This window comes from Shewanella sp. VB17 (assembly GCF_013248905.1).
GTDB lineage: Bacteria > Pseudomonadota > Gammaproteobacteria > Enterobacterales > Shewanellaceae > Shewanella.
This window is the reverse complement of sequence record NZ_JABRVS010000001.1, coordinates 3,511,655-3,532,565: the sequence shown is the minus strand read 5'-3', so window position 1 is coordinate 3,532,565 and position 20,911 is coordinate 3,511,655. Positions and strand designations below refer to the sequence as shown.

The following is a 20,911-nucleotide window of genomic DNA, read 5'->3' as shown; positions in this document are numbered from 1 at the left end:
CGCTATTTTTTTGGTTAAACATTAGGTCGCAGCTTTCATCTTACGAGTAAACTCACCCAGCTTAGTCAATAGTTCTGTTTCATTATCTTTATTTGCTTCGATAATTTTGACAACGGCCGATCCAGAAATGACCCCTGCAGCGCCTGCATCAATCGCTTCTTTAACCTGAGCAGGTTCGGCAATACCAAAACCAAGTAGCGGAGGAGCTGCGTTAAACTGGTTTAGGCTAGATAAAATGTCATTAATAGGCATACCTGCTTTGGACTCTGTGCCAGTCACACCAGCACGTGATAAGAGGTAAGTGTAACCTTCACCTTTGTCACTGACCAGTTTGAGCGTATCATCGTCGGCATTGGGTGGCGCAATAAAGATAGGGGCAATACCATGTGCTTTGGCTGATTTGATAAAAGGGGCTGACTCCTCAACAGGAACATCGGCGATCAATACAGAATCGACACCAGCAGCTTGAGCCTTAGCGTAAAAGGTATCGATGCCATTGGCGTAGACCAAGTTCGCATAAAGCAGTAATCCGATAGGCAAATCAGGGTACTTAGCGCGAATACTTGTTAGCATTTCAAAACATTGAGTAGGTGTGGTACCCGCTGCGAGTGAACGCAGGTTTGCTCCTTGGATCACCGGGCCATCGGCGAGTGGATCGGAAAAGGGAAATCCGAGTTCCAGAGCATCTGCGCCATTGTCGATTAAACAATCGATAATGTTTAATGAAAGTGCTGGGCTTGGATCGCCTAAGGTGACAAAGGGGACAAATGCGCCTTGATTTTTATTTTTTAATGCGGCAAAAGTTGCCTGGTAACGCTTACTCATTGCCACTCTCCTGTGTTGTTTTTTGTACCGATTTTGCTGCAAGAATATCCGCTACGGTAAAAATATCTTTATCGCCACGGCCTGACAAATTAACCACTAATAGGGTTTCCTTGGTGGCTTCTTTTGCCAGCTTAACGGCATAGGCGATGGCATGAGCAGATTCCAAGGCCGGAATAATACCTTCACATTTCGCGAGTAGCTCAAAGGCAGCTAAGGCTTCATCGTCGGTTGCTGACTCATAGGTGGCACGGCCTGTTGCGGCTAAATGGGCATGTTGGGGACCGACTGAAGGGAAATCAAGACCCGCTGAAATAGAATATGACTCTTCAATTTGTCCTTCTTGGTCTTGCATCAATGGCGCTTTCATCCCAAAAAAAATGCCGGTTTTACCATGTTTCAGTGGCGCACCATGCATGGGAGTGTCTATGCCCAATCCTGCGGGTTCAACACCTATCAGCTTAACGGACTCTTCTTCAATAAAATCGGCGAACATACCGATAGCATTAGATCCCCCGCCAACACAGGCAATCACAGCATCAGGTAATTTGCCTTCGCGTGCTAGAATTTGTTGCTTAGTTTCAGCGCCAATCATGCGTTGGAATTCACGAACGATAGTCGGGAAAGGGTGCGGACCTGCTGCAGTGCCAAGCAGGTAATGCGCCTTGTCATAGCTACCAGACCAATCTCGCATCGCTTCATTACACGCATCTTTTAGCGTACCAGAACCCGATGTGACCGGGATAACTTCAGCGCCCATCAGTTTCATTCTAAAGACGTTGGGCGATTGACGTTCGATATCCTTAGCCCCCATGTATACCTTACACTTAAGATTGAGCAGTGCACATGCAAGGGCGGTCGCAACGCCGTGTTGACCTGCACCCGTTTCGGCAATAATTTCTTTTTTACCCATACGTTTAGCAAGTAATGCTTGGCCTAATACTTGGTTAGTTTTGTGTGCGCCGCCATGAAGTAGGTCTTCACGCTTAAGGTAAATTTTAACCAATGGGTTGGGGCTTAAATTACGCGTCAGTGTTAAGGCAGTAGGGCGGCCTGCATAGTTGTTGAGTAGATCACTAAACTCAGCTTTAAATGTGTCGCTTGCTTGTGCTTCAAGGAAAGCAGTTTCTAATTGTTTCAGTGCCGGCATTAAAATCTGTGGCACATACATGCCACCATATTCACCGAAATAAGGGTCAAGCTTGGTCATATCCATGTCCTCTAACACACAGTTTCAGCATGTGAATGCTATCAATGTATGGCGTTATGTAGGAGCCGTTGCCGGCATAAGTTTTAAATCAAAAATTTTGTTGTGTTAATACTGCCTAAGCGCGGCGAAGGTGGCCTTTATTTTGGCACTGTCTTTAAGCCCTGGAGCGCTTTCTAAGCCTGAGTTAAAATCCAAGCCGTAAAATCCCTGAGAGCTTGCAGCTGCTGCTAATTCTGCCGTTAAGCCACCTGCTAATAGAGACTCAGGTTTGTTTGGTAATGTTTGTTGCCAATTGAAAGTCAGGCCAGTTCCACCAAATTGAAGTGAACCAGATTGGGTGCTTTTACTATCAAAAATAATGCGGTCGACATTGGTAGGTACGTTTACCTCTTCTTGCTCTTTATCCGCGTTGACTGCAACGGCTTTCCAGATTAACACGTGACTAGACAGTGCGCTTAATGCGCTGCGTACTTGCTCTATGTCATGTTCTGATTCACTGCCATGAAGTTGAACAGCGAACAGATCGAGTGTTTTTGCTATCTTGGCAATAACCTCAGGCGCTTCGTTGACAAACACGCCAACGAATTTAATATTTGGGCCCGTTTTTCTATGTTGTTCGACCAGTGTGATTGCTTGTTCTGTCGTGACGGAACGTGGTGATTTAGGGTAGAAAATAAGTCCTGCGTAGATGGCGCCCGCATTTGCAGCGGCGGCAATATCTTCACTGCGCGTCATACCACACACCTTGTTATGGCCTAAGGTCAAGGTTCGACAGGCAAGATCTAAATCGGCTTCCGCCATTAAAGAACTGCCCACAAGAAAGCCATCGACTAATGGGCTTAAGCGACGAACTTGGGCTTGATTGTATATCCCTGATTCACTGATCACCACCCGATCGGCTGGAATACGAGGCGCTAATGCCTCTGTGGTGGTTAAATCTGTTGATAAATCACGTAGATTACGGTTATTGATCCCAATAATCGTGGCATTTAAGTCAATGGCGCGTTGGAGTTCAGCTTCGTTACTCACTTCAGTGAGCATGTCTAAGTGGTATTTTTCAGCTTCTAAGGCAAGCGCTCGGTATTGTTCATCGTCGAGCACCGACAACATTAACAAAATCGCGTCAGCACCTTGATGAGCTGCCAATTTTACTTGATAGGTGTCGACAAAAAAATCTTTACATAATATGGGCTGTTTGACTCGTGCACGTACTAGAGGAATGTAATCCATATGACCTTGGAAAAATTGCTCATCGGTAAGCACGGAAATACCAGCGGCGTAATGGTTGTAGACATCGGCAATGGCTTCGACATCAAATTTTTCACGTATAAGCCCTTTAGACGGGCTGGCTTTTTTACATTCGAAAATAAAACCTGCATTGGGGGCTTTTAACGCATTAAATAAGCTTCTGTCTGAAATCTGTGGTGCCAAACTCTCCTCTGGGAAGCGTATTTTAAGGGCGGCAATATGCGCTGCTTTGGTGTCGACAATTTTGGTTAACACATTGCTAATTTTTTCTGTAGATGTATGCTTCACTGTCATTCCTGAGATATTATTTGGCAGCAGTGCTGGCGTTAGCGAGCTGCTCAAGTAGTGAGTATGCTTTACCGTTGGTGATAGTGTCTAGTGCCAACACAGTGCCTGATTTTGGGCTATCACAGACGCCTGCTATGTACAGGGCGCACCCGGCATTAACGGCCACCGCGTGTTGATGAGCTGATTGACCCTTTCCTTGCAAAATAGCACGCGTGAATGCGGCATTTTCTTCAGGTGTCCCCCCCTCTAAAGCTGTTAATTGATCTCGTACGACGCCTAATGTCTCAGGGGTTAAGGTGTATTGCGTGATTTCATTGTTGTTGAGTTCACACACTAAGGTGTCACCGTGTATTGCCACTTCATCAAGACCACTACCATGGACCACCATGGCTCGCTTCATACCTAAGGCTTTTAAGACTTCGGCGATGGGTTGCACTAGCGCTGCACTGTATACACCTAACAAGATGGTGTCTGGGTGTGATGGATTGATGAGTGGCCCAAGCACATTAAATAAGGTGCGCGTTTTCAATGCTTGTCGCACGGGAACAGCGTGGCGTACTCCACCATGATAATGAGGAGCAAATAGAAAGCAGAGGCCGAATTTATCTAAGCAATCACGTGCCATTTCTGGTGCCATGGTTAAGTCGATACCTAATTGTGCCAACAGATCAGATGATCCTGATTTGCTTGAGACACTGCGGTTGCCATGCTTTGCCACGTTAGCGCCAGATGCGGCTGCAATAAAAGCGGCGGTCGTGGAGATATTGATGGTGTTATGCCCGTCCCCCCCCGTCCCGACAATGTCAGTGATACCGTGTTTACGCGTCTTATTATTGACCGAAGGAAACGGTTTAGCCGCGAGGCGAAGGGCATCGGCAGCACCGGAGATTTCATCAATGGTTTCACCGCGCATCTTCATAGCAATCAGCATACCTGCCATAGCCACTTCACTCATTTCACCAGTGATGATACTACTGACCAATTGTTTAGCTTCAATTCGTGTGGCTGATTGTCCTGAATAGAGTTTATCCAATAACGGTTGCAGCTCTCTATTTTCTTGCATCGATTGGCTCATTAATGACCCCCTTGATGACGCTCTATGCCTGTTAATTCGTTTAACGTCTGAATCAGCAGTTGGCTGCCTAATGTAGTGAGAATGGATTCCGGATGAAACTGAAAGCCGATTGACTTGTGTGTTTTGTGAGATATCGCCATCGGCATCGATTCTGTCGTGGCGATGACGGCTAAGCACTCTGGGATCTCAGTCGCCACTAAACTGTGGTAGCGAGCAACAGGTAAAGGTGAAACAAGATGGTTAAATATGCCATTTTCTTGGTGATAAGTGAGACTGGCTTTGCCGTGAACCACTTGGGGGGCTCGTTCAACTTTGCCGCCATAATGCTCAATCATAGCCTGATGACCGAGGCAAATGCCTAGCATCGGCACTTTACCTGCCACAAGGCTAATCAGCTCCATGAGGCAGCCTGCTTCATGGGGAGCACCGGGTCCTGGTGAGAGTACTAGGGCCGCTTTATCGGTTTCATTAAGTAATTTATTGGCGATAAATGTGGCATCGATATCGTTCCGGTAGATCACGACATCATAACCTAAGCTTCTGAATTGATCGACCAAGTTATAGGTGAATGAATCGAAATTGTCCAATAGATATAACTTCATAGGCCACCTCCCATTTTGATGGCAGAAATAACGGCTTGCGCTTTTTGCCGAGTCTCATCGGCTTCAGCTTGTGGGTCGGAATCAAAGACTACACCGGCTCCCGCTTGAATATAGGCGATATCATTTTTAACAAACGCAGAGCGGATAACAATACAGGTATCCATATCACCTAGCCCGTTGAGATAGCCAACAGCACCGCCGTAACTGCCACGACGGCTCTGTTCAGCCCCTCGGATTAATTGTGCTGCACTGACCTTAGGGGCGCCGGTTAATGTGCCCATGTTCATGCAAGCTTGGTAGGCATGGAGCGCATCAAGATCGTTTCTTAGCTGCCCTGTGACTCGACTGACTAAGTGCATGACATGAGAATAGCGGTCGACTTTTAATAATTCAGCGACTTTTCGAGTGCCACTTTGGCTGATCCGAGCCACATCATTACGGGCTAAATCAACCAACATCAAGTGCTCTGACAGTTCTTTTTTATCCAATCTAAGTTCAAGTTCAATACGGCTATCGAGATCAAAATCAATCTCTCCATCGGTATTTTTTCCGCGTTGTCGTGTGCCTGCAATGGGGTAAATTTCTACTTGATTAGTGTGTGCTTCATATTTTAATGCACTTTCAGGTGAAGCACCAAATAGAGTAAAGTCTTCACCTCTGAAGTAGAACATATAAGGGCTAGGGTTGGTTAAGCGCAAGGCACGATATGCACCTATTGTGTTAGGGCAAGGGAGGCTAAAGCTACGTGATGGCACCACTTGAAAAATGTCACCCGCCACAATATGTGATTGTAAATCCAATACCGTTTGTTTAAATGCATCATCACTGATGTTGACGTCAATATCAGCTGCAACAGGCACGAGGGGAGCGATAGCTGAAATGTGTTCAGCTTGAGCCTGTAGGCTTTTTACCCGTTGTGATAATTGGATTTGCTGAGTTGAGGACGCTGGTAACTTATCAGTGTAAAAGAGGTGAGAAACAATGTCGGCTTGTTGCTGTTGATGATCGATCAAAATTAATGTTTCGGCGAGATAAAACAGGTAATCAGGGCACGTGTTTTCAGTTTGAGGAACGGTGGGCAGTGGCTCGACGGTATCAATTAAGTCATAGGCGAGTACGCCACCTAAAAAGAGATCTTCAAATACCGGTGTCTCCCCGTAACCGATTTCGTTAACTAAAGCGCGAAGACCATCAAGAGGGGAAACCGATTTCAGTCTAGCATCTTCATCTAGCATGCCATCTTGTTTGACTAATGTCAGCGTGAGTGTTTGTTCCCTGCGTTCGCTGTGAGCATCAACGAAGTAATTTTGTATTGGCGTTAGCAGTTGTTCGCCATTATCGGTTAATGCTGTAAAGGTGAGTCGATAGCCATCACAGCGTATCATCATGGCCGCGTGGGTCATCACTAGACTTTTTAGGTGGTCCTTGCTATCAATCTCAGCCGATTCGAGTAGCAGGGTATGTGACGCATTTTGAGTGAGTTGCTGGTATAAGTGGAGAGGATCAGCATGGTAGGTGATCTTCTCCTTATTCGTCATCACGTGAGCTAGTTTCATCTAATGTCTCGCTTATCTTATTGTCTTTTATCGCAATAGAGTGTTAGAGCTTTATTGATTTTTTGGTATTAAATATCAAGTACAAAAAAGCCCGCAAACTATGCGGGCTTTTTGTTGAATCTTGTCTCTTTTACATGAGCACAGAGTTCCACACTACCCGCTAAGTTGGGAAGTGCCACCACCAATGAATGTTTTGTGCTTGAGAAAATACGTTCATGAGAACCTTATTTAAAAAACATGTAATAAAAAGTGGAGCCTGTTTTGTCTCCGATACCCTATGAAAACATTTGCGAGTCAATGATGTCAATTGAATCTTTTTATTATTTGCTATATTTGCCCTATTTTTACGTTGGTACCTTAGACATGTCATAAAAATGAAGCGGGTGGCATGATAAAATTAACCCTCTGTTAATGTTAATTCCCCTTTTGGGCATAAACTCAAGTAGAATGGACAGATGACAGATGAAATAATATTGGCCGATCTACACAGCCACACAACAGCCTCTGACGGCTTATTGACTCCCTCAGAGCTGATAGAAAGAGCCATTAGCCATGGCGTGCAAATGTTTGCGATCACCGACCATGATACCACGGCAGGTTTAGCTGAGGCTCATGCCCATAATAATGGCCATGAAACTCCACTCGTGTTGATTAATGGTGTTGAAATATCAAGTCGTTGGCATAACCATGATATTCATATTGTGGCCTTAAACATTGATCTTAATGATACTACTTTTGATGATTTTTTGATTCATCAACGTGATTTGCGAGAGCGTCGAGCCAAGGAGATCGGTGTTCGTCTTGCTAAAGCTGGGATAGAAGGAGCCTATCAAGGCGCTAAATCGATGGCAGGTGATGCAGCATTGAGTCGAGGTCATTATGCTCGTTGGTTGGCCGATAAAGGTTATGCGACTAGCATGGCGAATGTGTTTAAAAAATATTTAGCACAGGGGAAGACTGGATATGTGCCTAATAATTGGTCTGAACTTGCCACGGTTATTGAGGTGATCCATCAAGCGGGCGGGCTAGCAGTATTGGCTCACCCAAGTGGGTATAAATTATCGACAAAATGGGTTAAGCGCTTAGTGCGTGAGTTTAAAGAAGCCGGTGGTGATGCGATGGAAGTGGTGCTCAGTCAGCAAACAGTAGAGGCGAGAAACTTCTTAATTAGCTTGAGCTTACAACATGAGTTATCGGCATCCTTGGGCAGTGATTTCCACTTTCCTGGAAGCTGGACTGAATTAGGGAAAAGTATGTATCAACCTCCAGGTGTTAATTGGGTATGGCAGACAGACAATTGGCCTGTGGCCAACGTCTAGCCACTTTAATTCAGACTAAATAATAACTTACCGTCGGAAAATTTGACCGAGGGTGATGGATGGAATTGAGATGAGTCAGTTTTTTTATGTTCATGAAGAGAATCCCCAGGCTCGTTTAATCAGCCAAGCAGTCAATGCGATTAAAAATGGAGGGGTGATTGTTTATCCTACAGACTCAGGCTATGCCTTAGGGTGTTTACTGGGTGAAAAAGAGGCGATGAGTCGTATTGCACGGATCAGGCAGATAGATAATGATCATAATTTTTCATTAATGTGCCGTGATCAGTCCGAGCTGTCTACTTATGCCAAAGTGGATAATCAAGCGTATAGGGTGCTTAAACATAATACGCCGGGTCCTTTTACTTTTATCTTTAAGGCCAGTAAAGAAGTACCGAAACGATTGCAAAATCCAAAGAAAAAAACAATAGGGATCAGGGTGCCTGATAACGTGATTGCGCTAGCTTTGCTTGGGGCCCTTGATGAGCCTTTGATGTCGACCAGTTTGATTTTACCTAATGAAGAGTTTGCCGAATCCGATCCTGAACATATTCGTGATATTTTAGAGCATCAAGTTGATGTGATTATTCATGGTGGTTATTTAGGACAAAAGCAAACGACAGTCATTGATCTGTCTGATGGTGACATTGAGATCCTCCGTGAAGGGGCGGGTGATACAAGCGCGTTTTTTTAAGGTGTGATGTAACGCGTTAATTTGTTTATGTGGATGATAAATTGTCACCTTTTTACTGTTTAAGCTGGAGATTGTGGATTGCAGGGAACTCAAAAAATCTTGCCTTTGGCTATGATAAAAGGCGAGCCGATGAAGCAATTCCCGGCCGATCTTTTTATCCCGCCAGAAGCTTTGGAGGTCTTTCTTGAATCATTTGAAGGACCGTTAGATCTGCTTTTATATTTGATCCGTAAACAAAAATTAGATGTCGTTGAATTATCTATCTGGCCTGTGACAGAGCAATATTTAGAGTACATAGAACTACTTCAAGGTGTAAGAGTGGAGTTAGCTGCGGATTATCTGGTGATGGCAGCGACACTGGCAGAGATAAAATCTCGTTTACTGCTGCCACGCCCTAAAAATGACATTGAAGATGAAGAGGATCCTCGGGCTCAGTTGATCCGCCAATTACAAGCCTATGAAGTGATTAAAGAAGCGCAACAAGCACTCGATGCTTTGACTCGGCTAGAGCGAGATGTGTTTCAAGCTAAAGTGGTTCCAGCACCCAGTATTAAACCTGTTTTATTACCCCCGCAAGTGTCGTTGGTGGATATGACAAGAGCTTTTTCTTTTGTATTACAAAGGATTGCAGCCACTGAGAATCACCATGTTCAACGTGAAGTTTTATCGACCCGTGAACGAATGACGCAGATACTTGCCTTGTTAAATGGTGAAAATTATTTACCATTTGAAGCACTTTTTAACGTAAAAGAAGGTCGAAAAGGAGCGGTGGTCAGTTTCTTAGCCTTGATGGAATTGGTTAAGGAACGCTTAGTTGATTTAATACAGACAGAGCCATTTTCCACTATACATGTGAAGGCGTATTGATTTTTATGCATCCAGCTTATTGATATTAAATAATAAAATGTACCTTATTACTCTCCAGGATAAATTGATTGTCAGCACCTAAATTACAGCAGATTAACCCCGATCAGCTTAAGCAGCTTATTGAAGCCAGCTTGTTTGTGCAGGGAAAAGCGGTCACGATTAAAAGCTTAAAAGACACAGTATTGGCCAATTTCAATGTACCAAGGGCCAAGGTTAAATTAGCGATTGAAGAGCTGCAAGAAGATTATCAAGGGCGAGGCATTGAATTGATTGCGGTTGCTGGTGGGTATCGATTTCAGACGGTTGAATCATTAAGCCCGTATTTACAATTAATGTGGCAGGAAAAGGCCCCCAAATACTCAAGGGCTACACTAGAGGTGTTGGCTGTCATAGCGTATCGTCAGCCTGTTACTCGAGGTGATATCGAATTTATTCGTGGTGTTGCCGTGAGCAGTCATACCATTAAAAGTCTATCAGATAGACAGTGGATTAGAGTGGTGGGACATAAAGAGGTACCAGGTAGACCCGCATTGTATGCCACTACGGTCGATTTTTTAGCTTATTTTTGTTTAGATACCCTCGCAGATTTACCTGACTTGTCAGATCCAGAGTCTCTCGCGGCGTTGTTTTCAAATACGGCTTTAAAAGAGGAAGTCTCCAATGTGGACAATCCACACGATGAAACCATAAATAGTCAGGCGGTGACTGAAAATACGCCCAAGATAGAGCAAGAATAAATTAAATTTGTCCCAGCCTGATTCGGTGGTGAATTTTTGAATAAAAGTTGGGTGGTTTGTTGGATAACAAGATTTAGCTACTTGCCGGATAACAAGTTTCAAGCATCTTTTAGATTAGGTTCATTGGGCAGACTTGGTGTTTGATTAATTTGCTAAGTACCATAGTATTATTGGTGTTTATTGCTTGCAGCAGGTGCCGTGCAGGGATGCACCAATGTCGTGTAGGCAGGATGCCTAAGAACGACCTGATGTGTACTTTTCTTTGACAAGAGTCTGCGGAACGCTGGCTCTTGATTTCATAAGAGTCTTCCCTATAAGCTCGACGATGGCATCTGATGTGAATGGATTCACAAATGCCGTGATAACAGGGATGTTGCAGAACGGCCTTGCCATCAACGGCCGAAGCTTCATCTACACCTGCTCTTATCAACAAGAGTAAAGCAAAGCATGGTTTCTTCGATTGAGATTTTATGGTTGCTAACTCGATTATGGACAAAAATGAGTTAATTTGTCTGATAACAAGTTTTAAATATCTTTTGGTTGGGTTCATTGGGCAGGTTGGGTGTTTGATTGGCTTATTGATGGCCAAAGTTTCATTGGTGTTTAACGCCTGTTCGGCGAGAACTGTGCGAACACTTCAGTGACACGGCGTGAATATATCCCTATAGCCTCTGCCGTGACTTCCCTGTCACGGAAGGTCACAGCCGGGTTCACACCTTTGTAAAAACAAAGCCTTGTTTCTTCGATTGAGATTTTATGATTGCTAACGCGATTTTGGACAGTTATTAGTTAGAGCTGAGACTCTAATTAAACTGACATTGACTAGAAAAAGTACCTTGGTTTATTCGGAACCCCTAATTATTTCCAAGTATTTGTAGATGATTGCTCGATCTCAGTAATATACGACTAAGGCGAGGGGTGAAGTGCATCGCTACTGGCCTTACCTTTGCACCATTGACCACTGTGATGCTGTCTTTTGAAGGCACACATGGCATCCCAGCGACCACTAATACCACTGTATTGGCGGCGAAACTCTTTTGCTGAGGTGATCCAGGCATCGGATGATATACCAAGTTCATCAAGTAATTTAGGACGACTTGCGTCGATGAACCCTCTTTTGTCTGGCCTAATTGCTCTGCCAGTCCAATCGATAAGTTGTAAATAATCACAGAAATGAAATGGGATCCCTGATTGAGGTGCTAAATGAGCTGCACCATCAAATTTGGCAAGGGGGTTGAGTCGCTCACTCGGGATGAGTGTTGATTCATCATTATTTGGTTTATCAGGTGTATTTAGCGCGTTAATGCGCTCCTGAATCGACGTATAATCAGAAGCTTGCAGTGTGTCGGCTATTCCTGCTCTGATAGGGTTTAAATCAACATACATCATGCAGGCTAATAGTGCTTGCTCATCAAGTAGAGCTTGTGACTTAAAGCGCCCTTCCCAGAAAGCCCCTTTACACTCATCTTCACGGTTGGACCTACGGGCAATCTCTTCGTTTAGGCAGCGCATAAACCAGGATATGCTAGATAAACGCTCGTGCCACTCAGTCAGTAAACCATCAAGAAGTATGCGCTCTCCTTCAATCAAAGCGTCACCATTCATGTATTTAGTGGCTACATCATGGCCCTTGGTAATCTGGCACCATCGGGTAATTATTTCACGGTGGCTCAAAGACTTGGCTTTATCCATGTCAATGTTAAGCACTAAATGGTAGTGATTGTTCATTACCGCATAGGCGCATATATCAATACAAAATATGTTCGAAAGCGCTTTGATTTTATCGACAATCCAGCCGCGACGATGCTCATAACTTTTCCCAGTGAGCTTATCTTCCCCACATAGGTAGGCCCTTCTTACACAACGATTTATTATGTGATAAAACGGCGTTGATTCTGCATCAATGAGGGTTCTTCTAGCTGACGTCATGATCGTTATCCTGAACAATACGTAGTTGAGGTAACGTAAAGGCTAGTAGAGGATATGCTAAAGCACAACAGATTTGGCTGTCCTGTCTTTATTTCACAGAAATGAAATGGGATGCCTGATTGAGGTGCTAAATGAGCTGCACCATCAAATTTGGCAATGGGGTTGAGTCGCTCACTCGGGATGAGTGTTGATTCATCATTATTTGGTTTATCAGGTGTATTTAGCGCGTTAATGCGCTCCTGAATCGACGTATAATCAGAAGCTTGCAGTGTGTCGGCTATTCCTGCTCTGATAGGGTTTAAATCAACATACATCATGCAGGCTAATAGTGCTTGCTCATCAAGTAGAGCTTGTGACTTAAAGCGCCCTTCCCAGAAAGCCCCTTTACACTCATCTTCACGGTTGGACCTACGGGCAATCTCTTCGTTTAGGCAGCGCATAAACCAGGATATGCTAGATAAACGCTCGTGCCACTCAGTCAGTAAACCATCAAGAAGTATGCGCTCTCCTTCAATCAAAGCGTCACCATTCATGTATTTAGTGGCTACATCATGGCCCTTGGTAATCTGACACCATCGGGTAATTATTTCACGGTGGCTCAAAGACTTGGCTTTATCCATGTCAATGTTAAGCACTAAATGGTAGTGATTGTTCATTACCACATAGGCGCATATATCAATACAAAATATGTTCGAAAGCGCTTTGATTTTATCGACAATCCAGCCGCGACGATGCTCATAACTTTTCCCAGTGAGCTTATCTTCCCCACATAGGTAGGCCCTTCTTACACAACGATTTATTATGTGATAAAACGGCGTTGATTCTGCATCAATGAGGGTTCTTCTAGCTGACGTCATGATCGTTATCCTGAACAATACGTAGTTGAAGTAACTTAAAGGCTAGTAGAGGATATGCTAAAGCACAAAAGATTTGGCTGTCCCGTCTTTCGAATGGCTGTCCCGTCTTTCGAATGAGGGTTCTTCTAGCTGACGTCATGATCGTTATCCTGAACAATACGTAGTTGAGGTAACTTAAAGGCTAGTAGAGGATATGCTAAAGCACAAAAGATATGGCTGTCCCATCTTTCATCTTTCTCTTCATGTGATAAAACGGCGTTGATTCTGCATCAATGAGGGTTCTTCTAGCTGACGTCATGATCGTTATCCTGAACAATACGCAGTTGAGGTAACGTAAAGGCTAGTAGAGGATATGCTAAAGCACAAAAGATTTGGCTGTCCTGTCTTTAGTTGAATTCACATATTATGGCAGCCATTGGTAGTAAGTTAAAAATAGAAACATGTTTCCTGAAAGTGGCCACTCAACGCCCGCATAAGCGGCTAAATAATAGTTGACTAAAATGGTTGAGCGAAGCGAAACACAGCAAACTGTTATGTATCCGTTCTAAATGCGTTTATTAGGTGCAAAACTCCATTACTTCATGGACAATTCCGGAGGGATCTTTAAAAGCAGAATAACGTCCCCATCTATTTTGGTTTGGTGATTCATGCACAAAAACAACCCCTTTCGACTTCAAATCTCTAATTTTTTCATCCAAATTTTGAACAGTAAAAACCAAGGTGGAATTAGCATTATAACCATGCTTATATTCGATTGATTCCATCCCGCTCTGGAACATAAACACTAGATGATGACCAATATTAAGTTTTAAACAATCGTCATGCTCTTCCATCAATTCAAGGCCTAAAACATTCACATAAAACTCTTTTGAAATATTAAGATTATGAACGACTAATAACGTTGATGGATTCTCCATAATTAACTTTGCTCCTAACGCCTCATTAAGAGGTTAAAATAAGTGACGAAGAAGCAAAAAGCAACTGCTTTTTGTCCTTTTGAATGACTTGTTATGCGTGAATCGAAGCACAAATTTAACTCTGCTCACCAGTACCAACAAACCCCACCATACGAGATACTAGCTCTCCGTTTTTTTCTAGGAAATACTGACCGAGCTGAACTTGTTCAGAGCCATCAGGGCCCATTCCGCCGAAAGCGACTGTGACACGAGTGACGCCGGAAACCGTGTCACTTTTAACAACCTTTGCTGACCAACCTGGAGCATTTGCGCTAAACATGCCTACATAGTTATTTAACCTCAGATCGGTTTAACGGAACACTGAAATCGTATTGAATTCAGCTGATGTAATATTGAGTTGTGGCTTATTCTCTTTGAGTTGATAGGCCACTAAACCACCTATCACATTAAGCATGAAACCATGTACACTGCGGTGTCGTGTATGTTCTATTTGTGAGATGTTTTTTAACTGATCATTGATTGTTTCGATAATAAATCGTCTAGAAAGCATGGCTCTATCCCATAGCGATAAAGCTTTTTCTTTCATATCCTTACGCACGTTATTAATGATAGTCACTCCACTCTCTAATAGGTCGCTTGCTAACGCTTTTCCAATATATCCTTTATCCGCATAAAGTTTATCCATTGATTCAACGACCATCTCTTTTACTGGTTTCGTGTCATGCACATTCGCTGGTGTTATTTTGGCTGCAACGATACCACCTTGATGGTTCACAATAAGATGAAGTTTAAAACCATAGAACCAGCCCATCGTACCTTTTCCTCGGCTAGCGAGAGCTGATAAGGTTTTATGTCTTGGAATTCGTAAATTATGACAGACTTTAATGCTCGTTGAATCAACGAACTCGATGCCTGTAGGTTCGCTTTTTAAAGAAGAAAAATAACTGCACATTGGGATAACGGCACTAGGCATGACCTCGAGAAATCGAGTGTAACTGAGTAAGTTTGGAAAGTCAGATTTGTAGAAACGAGCCAAATATCCAGTATAAAAGTTCTTGAAATCACGATGATTAGAGATATGGAAGAGTATGATAATAGTCATAATTTCACTCATAGCCATTCTGCCAGAGCGCTTACGCTTGCGAGTACCATCGGTTAGACATTGTTGTTCCCATTGAGGAATAAACACAGTACAAAAATCATCGACATCACAAAATATATCCACTAAATTATTCATATGCCCTCTGCGTGATTGATTAATCTTGGTCGAGAGCTCTGATCACAAAGAGGGTTGTTAGTTCAATTTTTTATCCCGAGTTCAGGTTATTTAATGCGCCGATACCATTTACCGTTTCGGGCGTGCGAGGATCGTCGTACTGTATCGTTTCAGTCACAGAGCTATTGATTTTGCTAAGTCTAAGCTCAGAATCTTCAATTTGCCAAGTACGGCGTTTTTCTTTACCATGCTTACGCGTTTTCCATTCTCCTTCTCCATAAACTTTCAGACCTGTTGAATCAATCACAACATGTGCCGCAGAGCCACGACTCGGTGCTCGATAGTTGATCTCAACAGTCTTAGCTCTTTTGCTTATACAGCTATAACTTGGTGAAGTCAGTGGCACATCCATAAGTTGAAATACAGAGTTGGTGAATCCTTCAAGTGCTCGTAATGACAAGTTAAAAACGCCTTTCACAACGAGTGCTGTTTCAATAGCAACATCAGAGTAAGTGAACCCTCGACCACGACGCCCGTGGTGTTCACAACAATACCAAGACTTAATTGCTTGCTCATCAATCCAGAAAGTGAGTGAGCCTCGATTAATCAACGCCTTATTGTACTGAGACCAATTGGTTATTTTATGTTTAGATTTTCCCACTTTTCAGCTTCCGTATAGCTATCTTTAGGGATCAGATCACGCTAACGGCAAAAGGTTCCCTCGATTTAGGAAACAAGGCTTGTAATACCTTGTAATTCCATATCTATAAACTCTCCAAAACCAGCTTGACGAAGCTCATCAAAATCAGGTTTTGGAAGAAAAAGATAGGATAGGCATAACTTTATAGACTATGCAAAAACCTTTCAGATTAGCTTTTCTAAAGAAAAAATCTTATTCGGTTTGATTATCTTTTAGCCTGTAAGAATGATAAAGGGGCATTTTTGAGCTAACAGGATTTACTAACTCTTACCGGAGCATGGACGCGCTAGCTTACTGTCATACAGCCTTGATCTACAACGAGTTCAGGATTAAGCACTGCCTAATTATTATTTTCTATATTATTAACTCATTGGTTAAAAAGTCTTTCTACCGTTTTCATCGGTAGAAACATGCGAATGCGTCCATTATGTTCACACAATACTTCAAAGCCAAATTTTGTATAGAATGCCTGTGCTGAATCAGTGAGACAGTCCACGACAATAGCATATGCCCTCATATGGTGGTTAACTTCCCAAAGGTACTTCAGTGCACGGATTAAACTGACTTTCCCTAGCCCAGAGCCGTGAAATTCCTTATGCACAGCTAACTGAGCTAAAAGAAACACTGGAATTGGGTATCGAGGAAGTTTCTTTGCTAGTTGCACTGGTAAGGTTTCTCGACTGATTGAGCTAGGCGCAACACTGTAAAATGCGCAGATTGCAAACTTCTGATTAAGCAATGGCTGAGCACTTGGTAGAATCATAGTTCGACTAATACCTGCTTCCATATGCTTTGCTGCTTGAGTTTTGATAAATGTATTTAGCTCTTGCTCACCACAGTCGAATGAGTTGCGGTCGTGATATGATTTACTAAGTTCTACGAACTCTTTGCCCCAACTCACTTGATACCGCTCTCATCTGTGAGTTTTGCAGCTTCCAACAAAGCTTGATTTGGGGCTTTTGCTTTGTCACAAGCAGCCATAAATGCGTCAAAGACACTATCCTGAACCACGATACTTTCGTGCTTTTCAATTACGTGTGTTGCATCTTCGTCCATAAGCCTAACTACATATTCAGTTAAACTTTTCAGACCAAGCAATGCTGATGCCTTTTCAGCTTTCGCTTTTATCTCTTCATCAAGACGGATATCTAAACGTGCTGTTGCCATAACTCCTCCAGTGTACGGACATATTCCGTAACATCATAGATTATAGTTCAAACATTGAACACATTCAACTTGTACGGAAAGATTACGGATTTTAAAAAATAATTATTTCGATGCGACACTGAGACGCATTAATTCGTCGGGAGCTGAATTCAGATAACTTTTAGTATGGAAAACGCACATTAACATCATGTGAATGAGTATTTACTCTACCGAATAAAGGGGCAAAAATAAGCCAGAAAACTAACCTGCAAGGCCAAACCGAAGAAACACACTTGCTTTACTTAAAGGGTGTAGCTGCGGCTGCGAGCTTACAAAACAGGGCGAAGTTTCACAAAGTGAAACTCTATGAGCGAGAGACATTGATGTCGAACTGGCCGTTTAACATGGACGTTATTGGTTTTGGTAGAGCTCACTGGCCTATTCAGTTCCATACTGGAATTAGGCATTTCCACCGTCCGTGGCGGTCAGATGTACTTGCGGCGTCTCACTGAAGTAGCTGCACATACGTCGTTCTATAACATCCTGTTACCACGACATTGGTGTGTCCTACACGGCAGCCACTGGAGGCGATAGATAACCATGAAGATTAGTTTTCCAATCGCTCCACTAAATACCAACTCAGCCCAAATTGAAGAGTAAAAATGTGATCAATCTTTATTCGAAGAGGCGTCATGAACTGCGGATAAAATTTATCGCTCCTAAATGTTTATTAATCACTAGTATTGGTGCCTAAGCTGAGTAAAGTAATGTGCAGGTATAAATAGGTATAAGTTCTATCTAGTCCTTTCTTTGCGAATACGAAACATTTTCTGTAAACTAACACCATTCAAGAGACATTTTTAGCTATGTGTACATAATTGAATACACAGACTAAATCCCGCCCTTATGTAACAAGCCTAACTACTTGAATTTTAGGTTGAAATTAATAGAGAGTTTACTAATGAGTGAAAAGTTGCAGAAAGTCTTGGCCCGTGCAGGCCATGGCTCCCGTCGTGAGATGGAGGCATGGATTGCTGCAGGCCGAATTAGTATAGATGGTGAGATAGCCACTTTGGGTGATCGCGTCGAAGGCGATGTTAAAATTAGAATCGATGGACGTGCTATTTCAATTAAGTCCGAAGATGATCTTATTTGTCGCGTGATTGCTTATCATAAGCCGGAAGGTGAGATCTGCAGCCGTAAAGATCCAGAAGGTCGTCCAACCGTGTTCGATCGCCTACCTAAAACGCGTGATTCACGTTGGGTTTCTGTAGGGCGTCTGGATATTAATACTTCTGGTTTATTATTATTTACCTCAGATGGAGAGCTGGCTAACCGCTTGATGCACCCATCTAATGAAGTTGAGCGTGAATATGCGGTGCGTACATTTGGTGAAGTCAATGATGCGTGTATTCAAAAACTTCGCACAGGTGTGACGTTAGAAGATGGCCCAGCCCATTTTGATAAAGTTAAGGCTGCGGGTGGTGAAGGCATGAATAAGTGGTGGCATGTGACACTGGCTGAAGGCCGTAATCGTGAAGTACGCCGTTTATGGGAGTCTCAAGAAGTCCAAGTCAGCCGCCTTATTCGGATCCGTTACGGTACGATTGAGCTGCCAAAGTCACTGCCTCGTGGAGGTTGGGTTGAGTTGGAGCTAGAGCAGGTCAATTATTTAAGAAAAACCGCTGGGTTAGATAATGAAAACCGCACTATGTTGGGCACTGACAAGCACAGTGTTGCCCGTGCTAAAGTTAAGAGCGCTAAGATTAAACGTGCTGTTAATAAGCATAAATCCAATGCCAGTAAAAATACACGCCAACGCAGTAGTTAATCATGCATTTTTAAGTTGAAACGTCATGATTAAAAGGTCGCTAAAGCGGCCTTTTTTTGTGTCTTTTTTTAGCCATTTACGATGAGAAAACGGTTACTTATCCCATGCCATGCTATAAATAAGTTAAGACTAACTACTAGGTTTCATGATGAAATTAGTGTCGGTGGATAAAATTTGGGATCAAGGAGAGCACAACGCGTTTACTGATATGGTGCGCTTTGGCGATGAGCTTTATTGTGTGTTTCGCGAAGGCAGCGCCCATGTGTCAGATGATGGTTCACTGCGAGTGATTCGATCATTTGATGAAGGTCACACATGGGAGTCAGTTGTCTTAATGCAGATGGCTCATGCTGATCTGCGAGATGGTAAATTGTTAGTGTATGAGGGGGAGCTGTTGCTCTTAGGACTGGGAAGTTTTATTTCACGTGTTAAACAGATGAGGCAGTCTTACCTTTGGCGTTCAGATGATGGGGTGTCTTGGTCTATTCCGGTCGAAGTCGCTCAGCCTAATGATTGGTTATGGCGACTTTCAGCGCATAATAACGTGTTATGGGGGCTCTCATATTTTCCAGATCCTGCAGGTTACGTTAGCCTGTATAAAAGTGTCGATGGTTATTGCTTTAGCAGAGAATGTCAATATTTGAATCAGCAAGGTTATGTGAATGAGTCTGATTTAATCTTTGATGAAGGTGATAATGTACATTGTTTACTTAGACGAGATCCAGTTTGGGAACCTGAAGAGGCGGCTTTATTGGGATCTTCTAAACCTCCCTATCAAGATTGGAAGTGGAAGGCGTTAGACAAGCGAATAGGTGGACCGGTGAACTTTTATTACCAAGGCCACCATTACGCTATCGTGCGTCTTTATGACGATAAAGTTCGCACCAGTGTGGTTGAAATCGATGAGGAGTCATTAACCATTATAGAGTTGCTTTGTCTGCCTTCCGGCGGGGATACCAGTTATGCCGGTGTCGTACTAGAAAAAGAGCGTTTAAAGATCAGCTATTATTCATCCCATGAGGGGAAAACGGCTATTTATTTCGCTGTCATTGACATGTAATCTAATGGGTATTGTATTTGAAATAAACACGACAAGAAGCATGTGCCTTTTGTCGTGTTTGAATCGCGTTACTGAGCGTTAATTTGCTGCCCATTAACAGCGACAGAGTCATGACCCATGAGGTAAAGATAAGCAGCCATAATGTCTTCTGCTGCTTTAAGCGTTTGTGGGTTTTCTGCTGGGTAAGCATTAGCGCGCATGCCGGTACGAGTGGCACCAGGATTGATACTGTTCACCCGAACATTTGAACCTTCGTATTCATGGGCAAGTGTTTGCATCATGCCTTCAGTGGCAAATTTAGAGATAGCATACTCCCCCCAAAAGGCTTTTCCTTGGCGACCAACACTGCTTGAGGTGAATACCAATGAAGCCAATGGTGCCTTTTTCATTACAGGCAACAGGGCTTTTGTTAGCATGATTTCTGCAATAACATTGACCTGCATTACCTTTTGGACTGAATCCATCGCGATATGTTGAAATGGCCCAAGTACACCTAATATGCTGGCGTTATGCAGGAGTCCGTCTAGGTGGCCAAATTGCTGTTCTATGGTCTCAGCCATGTCGATATAGTGTTGTTCTGTCGCACCTTGTAGATCTAAAGGGACGATAGCAGGCTTTGGGTACCCCGCTTGCTCAATTACATCATACACCGCTTCTAATTTTTTAACGGTTTTACCGAGTAAAATAACGGTTGCACCATGCTGTGCAAACGCCACTGCAGCGGCGCGGCCAATACCGTCGCCAGCGCCCGTCACGAGTATTGTTTTATTCATCAGCAAATCTTTTGCAGCTTGATATTCCAACATGAGTCAATATTTCCTATTGGCGGAAAAGCCCGCC

The 20,911-nt window shown here is 43.3% G+C and carries 19 protein-coding genes, 2 pseudogenes and 1 other annotated feature; of the genes and pseudogenes, 6 read left to right on the top strand and 15 right to left on the bottom strand.

Annotated elements, in window-relative coordinates; translation table 11 throughout:
* Positions 1-21: 21 nt before the first annotated feature.
* The 6 genes from trpA to HQQ94_RS15175 all read right to left on the bottom strand — a co-directional run bounded on the left by trpA (position 22) and on the right by HQQ94_RS15175 (position 6,801).
* On the bottom strand, positions 22-825 hold the full coding sequence (gene trpA / locus HQQ94_RS15200) for a tryptophan synthase subunit alpha (RefSeq protein WP_173295207.1): 804 nt from the start codon (positions 823-825) through the stop codon (positions 22-24).
* Positions 818-2,032, bottom strand: coding sequence for a tryptophan synthase subunit beta (gene trpB, locus HQQ94_RS15195; RefSeq protein ID WP_173295206.1), 1,215 nt, complete (start codon positions 2,030-2,032; stop codon positions 818-820). Before trpB ends, trpA begins: the two co-directional genes overlap by 8 nt.
* 105 nt (positions 2,033-2,137) lie before the next feature.
* Entirely contained in the window at positions 2,138-3,574 is a 1,437-nt protein-coding gene (gene trpCF, locus HQQ94_RS15190; protein WP_173296671.1) for a bifunctional indole-3-glycerol-phosphate synthase TrpC/phosphoribosylanthranilate isomerase TrpF, read from the bottom strand.
* Positions 3,575-3,584: 10 nt separating this feature from the next.
* On the bottom strand, positions 3,585-4,643 hold the full coding sequence (trpD, locus tag HQQ94_RS15185) for an anthranilate phosphoribosyltransferase (RefSeq protein WP_254304072.1): 1,059 nt from the start codon (positions 4,641-4,643) through the stop codon (positions 3,585-3,587).
* The gene (locus HQQ94_RS15180; protein WP_173295205.1) at positions 4,643-5,245 is read right to left on the bottom strand and encodes an aminodeoxychorismate/anthranilate synthase component II; all 603 of its coding nucleotides are present in this window, start codon (positions 5,243-5,245) and stop codon (positions 4,643-4,645) included. Before HQQ94_RS15180 ends, trpD begins: the two co-directional genes overlap by 1 nt.
* Entirely contained in the window at positions 5,242-6,801 is a 1,560-nt protein-coding gene (locus HQQ94_RS15175; RefSeq protein WP_173295204.1) for an anthranilate synthase component 1, read from the bottom strand. Before HQQ94_RS15175 ends, HQQ94_RS15180 begins: the two co-directional genes overlap by 4 nt.
* Positions 6,802-6,882: 81 nt before the next feature.
* Positions 6,883-6,991: a sequence feature (Trp leader region), on the bottom strand.
* A 265-nt stretch (positions 6,992-7,256) separates the two neighbouring features.
* On the opposite strand from HQQ94_RS15175, the gene HQQ94_RS15170 reads away from it, so the two are divergent.
* From HQQ94_RS15170 to scpB, 4 genes are all read left to right on the top strand, one after another.
* Entirely contained in the window at positions 7,257-8,120 is an 864-nt protein-coding gene (locus HQQ94_RS15170) for a PHP domain-containing protein (protein ID WP_173295203.1), read from the top strand.
* Positions 8,121-8,190: 70 nt separating this feature from the next.
* Positions 8,191-8,811 (top strand): L-threonylcarbamoyladenylate synthase, encoded by a 621-nt coding sequence (locus tag HQQ94_RS15165; RefSeq protein ID WP_173295202.1) that lies wholly within the window; start codon positions 8,191-8,193, stop codon positions 8,809-8,811.
* A 78-nt stretch (positions 8,812-8,889) separates the two neighbouring features.
* A complete protein-coding gene (locus HQQ94_RS15160; RefSeq protein WP_173295201.1) occupies positions 8,890-9,678 on the top strand; it encodes a ScpA family protein in 789 nt (262 codons plus the stop codon).
* Positions 9,679-9,746: 68 nt separating this feature from the next.
* Positions 9,747-10,415 (top strand): SMC-Scp complex subunit ScpB, encoded by a 669-nt coding sequence (gene scpB / locus HQQ94_RS15155; protein WP_173295200.1) that lies wholly within the window; start codon positions 9,747-9,749, stop codon positions 10,413-10,415.
* 906 nt (positions 10,416-11,321) lie between these two features.
* Here scpB and HQQ94_RS15150 read toward each other — a convergent pair.
* The 8 genes and pseudogenes from HQQ94_RS15150 to HQQ94_RS15115 all read right to left on the bottom strand — a co-directional run bounded on the left by HQQ94_RS15150 (position 11,322) and on the right by HQQ94_RS15115 (position 17,201).
* Positions 11,322-12,344 (bottom strand): transposase, encoded by a 1,023-nt coding sequence (locus HQQ94_RS15150; RefSeq protein WP_173295199.1) that lies wholly within the window; start codon positions 12,342-12,344, stop codon positions 11,322-11,324.
* Between the two features lie 220 nt (positions 12,345-12,564).
* Positions 12,565-13,201 (bottom strand): annotated as a pseudogene (locus tag HQQ94_RS15145) (transposase); the annotation flags it as partial.
* Between the two features lie 557 nt (positions 13,202-13,758).
* Entirely contained in the window at positions 13,759-14,118 is a 360-nt protein-coding gene (locus HQQ94_RS15140) for a VOC family protein (protein ID WP_173295198.1), read from the bottom strand.
* Between the two features lie 115 nt (positions 14,119-14,233).
* A complete protein-coding gene (locus HQQ94_RS15135; RefSeq protein WP_173295197.1) occupies positions 14,234-14,437 on the bottom strand; it encodes a hypothetical protein in 204 nt (67 codons plus the stop codon).
* A gap of 30 nt (positions 14,438-14,467) precedes the next feature.
* Entirely contained in the window at positions 14,468-15,355 is an 888-nt protein-coding gene (locus HQQ94_RS15130) for an IS982 family transposase (protein WP_173294116.1), read from the bottom strand.
* A gap of 199 nt (positions 15,356-15,554) precedes the next feature.
* Positions 15,555-15,995, bottom strand: a pseudogene (locus HQQ94_RS15125) (IS5 family transposase); the annotation flags it as partial.
* A gap of 406 nt (positions 15,996-16,401) precedes the next feature.
* Complete coding sequence (locus HQQ94_RS15120) at positions 16,402-16,935, bottom strand: GNAT family N-acetyltransferase (RefSeq protein WP_173295196.1); 534 nt, start codon at positions 16,933-16,935, stop codon at positions 16,402-16,404.
* On the bottom strand, positions 16,932-17,201 hold the full coding sequence (locus HQQ94_RS15115) for a DUF1778 domain-containing protein (RefSeq protein WP_173295195.1): 270 nt from the start codon (positions 17,199-17,201) through the stop codon (positions 16,932-16,934). Before HQQ94_RS15115 ends, HQQ94_RS15120 begins: the two co-directional genes overlap by 4 nt.
* Positions 17,202-18,141: 940 nt before the next feature.
* On the opposite strand from HQQ94_RS15115, the gene rluB reads away from it, so the two are divergent.
* Positions 18,142-19,011, top strand: a complete 870-nt coding sequence (gene rluB, locus HQQ94_RS15110; protein WP_173295194.1) for a 23S rRNA pseudouridine(2605) synthase RluB — start codon at positions 18,142-18,144, stop codon at positions 19,009-19,011.
* 148 nt (positions 19,012-19,159) lie between these two features.
* Positions 19,160-20,071, top strand: coding sequence for an exo-alpha-sialidase (locus tag HQQ94_RS15105; protein ID WP_173296669.1), 912 nt, complete (start codon positions 19,160-19,162; stop codon positions 20,069-20,071).
* Positions 20,072-20,139: 68 nt separating this feature from the next.
* Here HQQ94_RS15105 and HQQ94_RS15100 read toward each other — a convergent pair whose 3' ends face one another.
* Positions 20,140-20,877 carry a YciK family oxidoreductase gene (locus HQQ94_RS15100; protein ID WP_173295193.1) on the bottom strand — a complete coding sequence of 246 codons (738 nt, stop codon included), beginning with the start codon at positions 20,875-20,877 and terminating at the stop codon, positions 20,140-20,142.
* Positions 20,878-20,911: the final 34 nt, after the last annotated feature.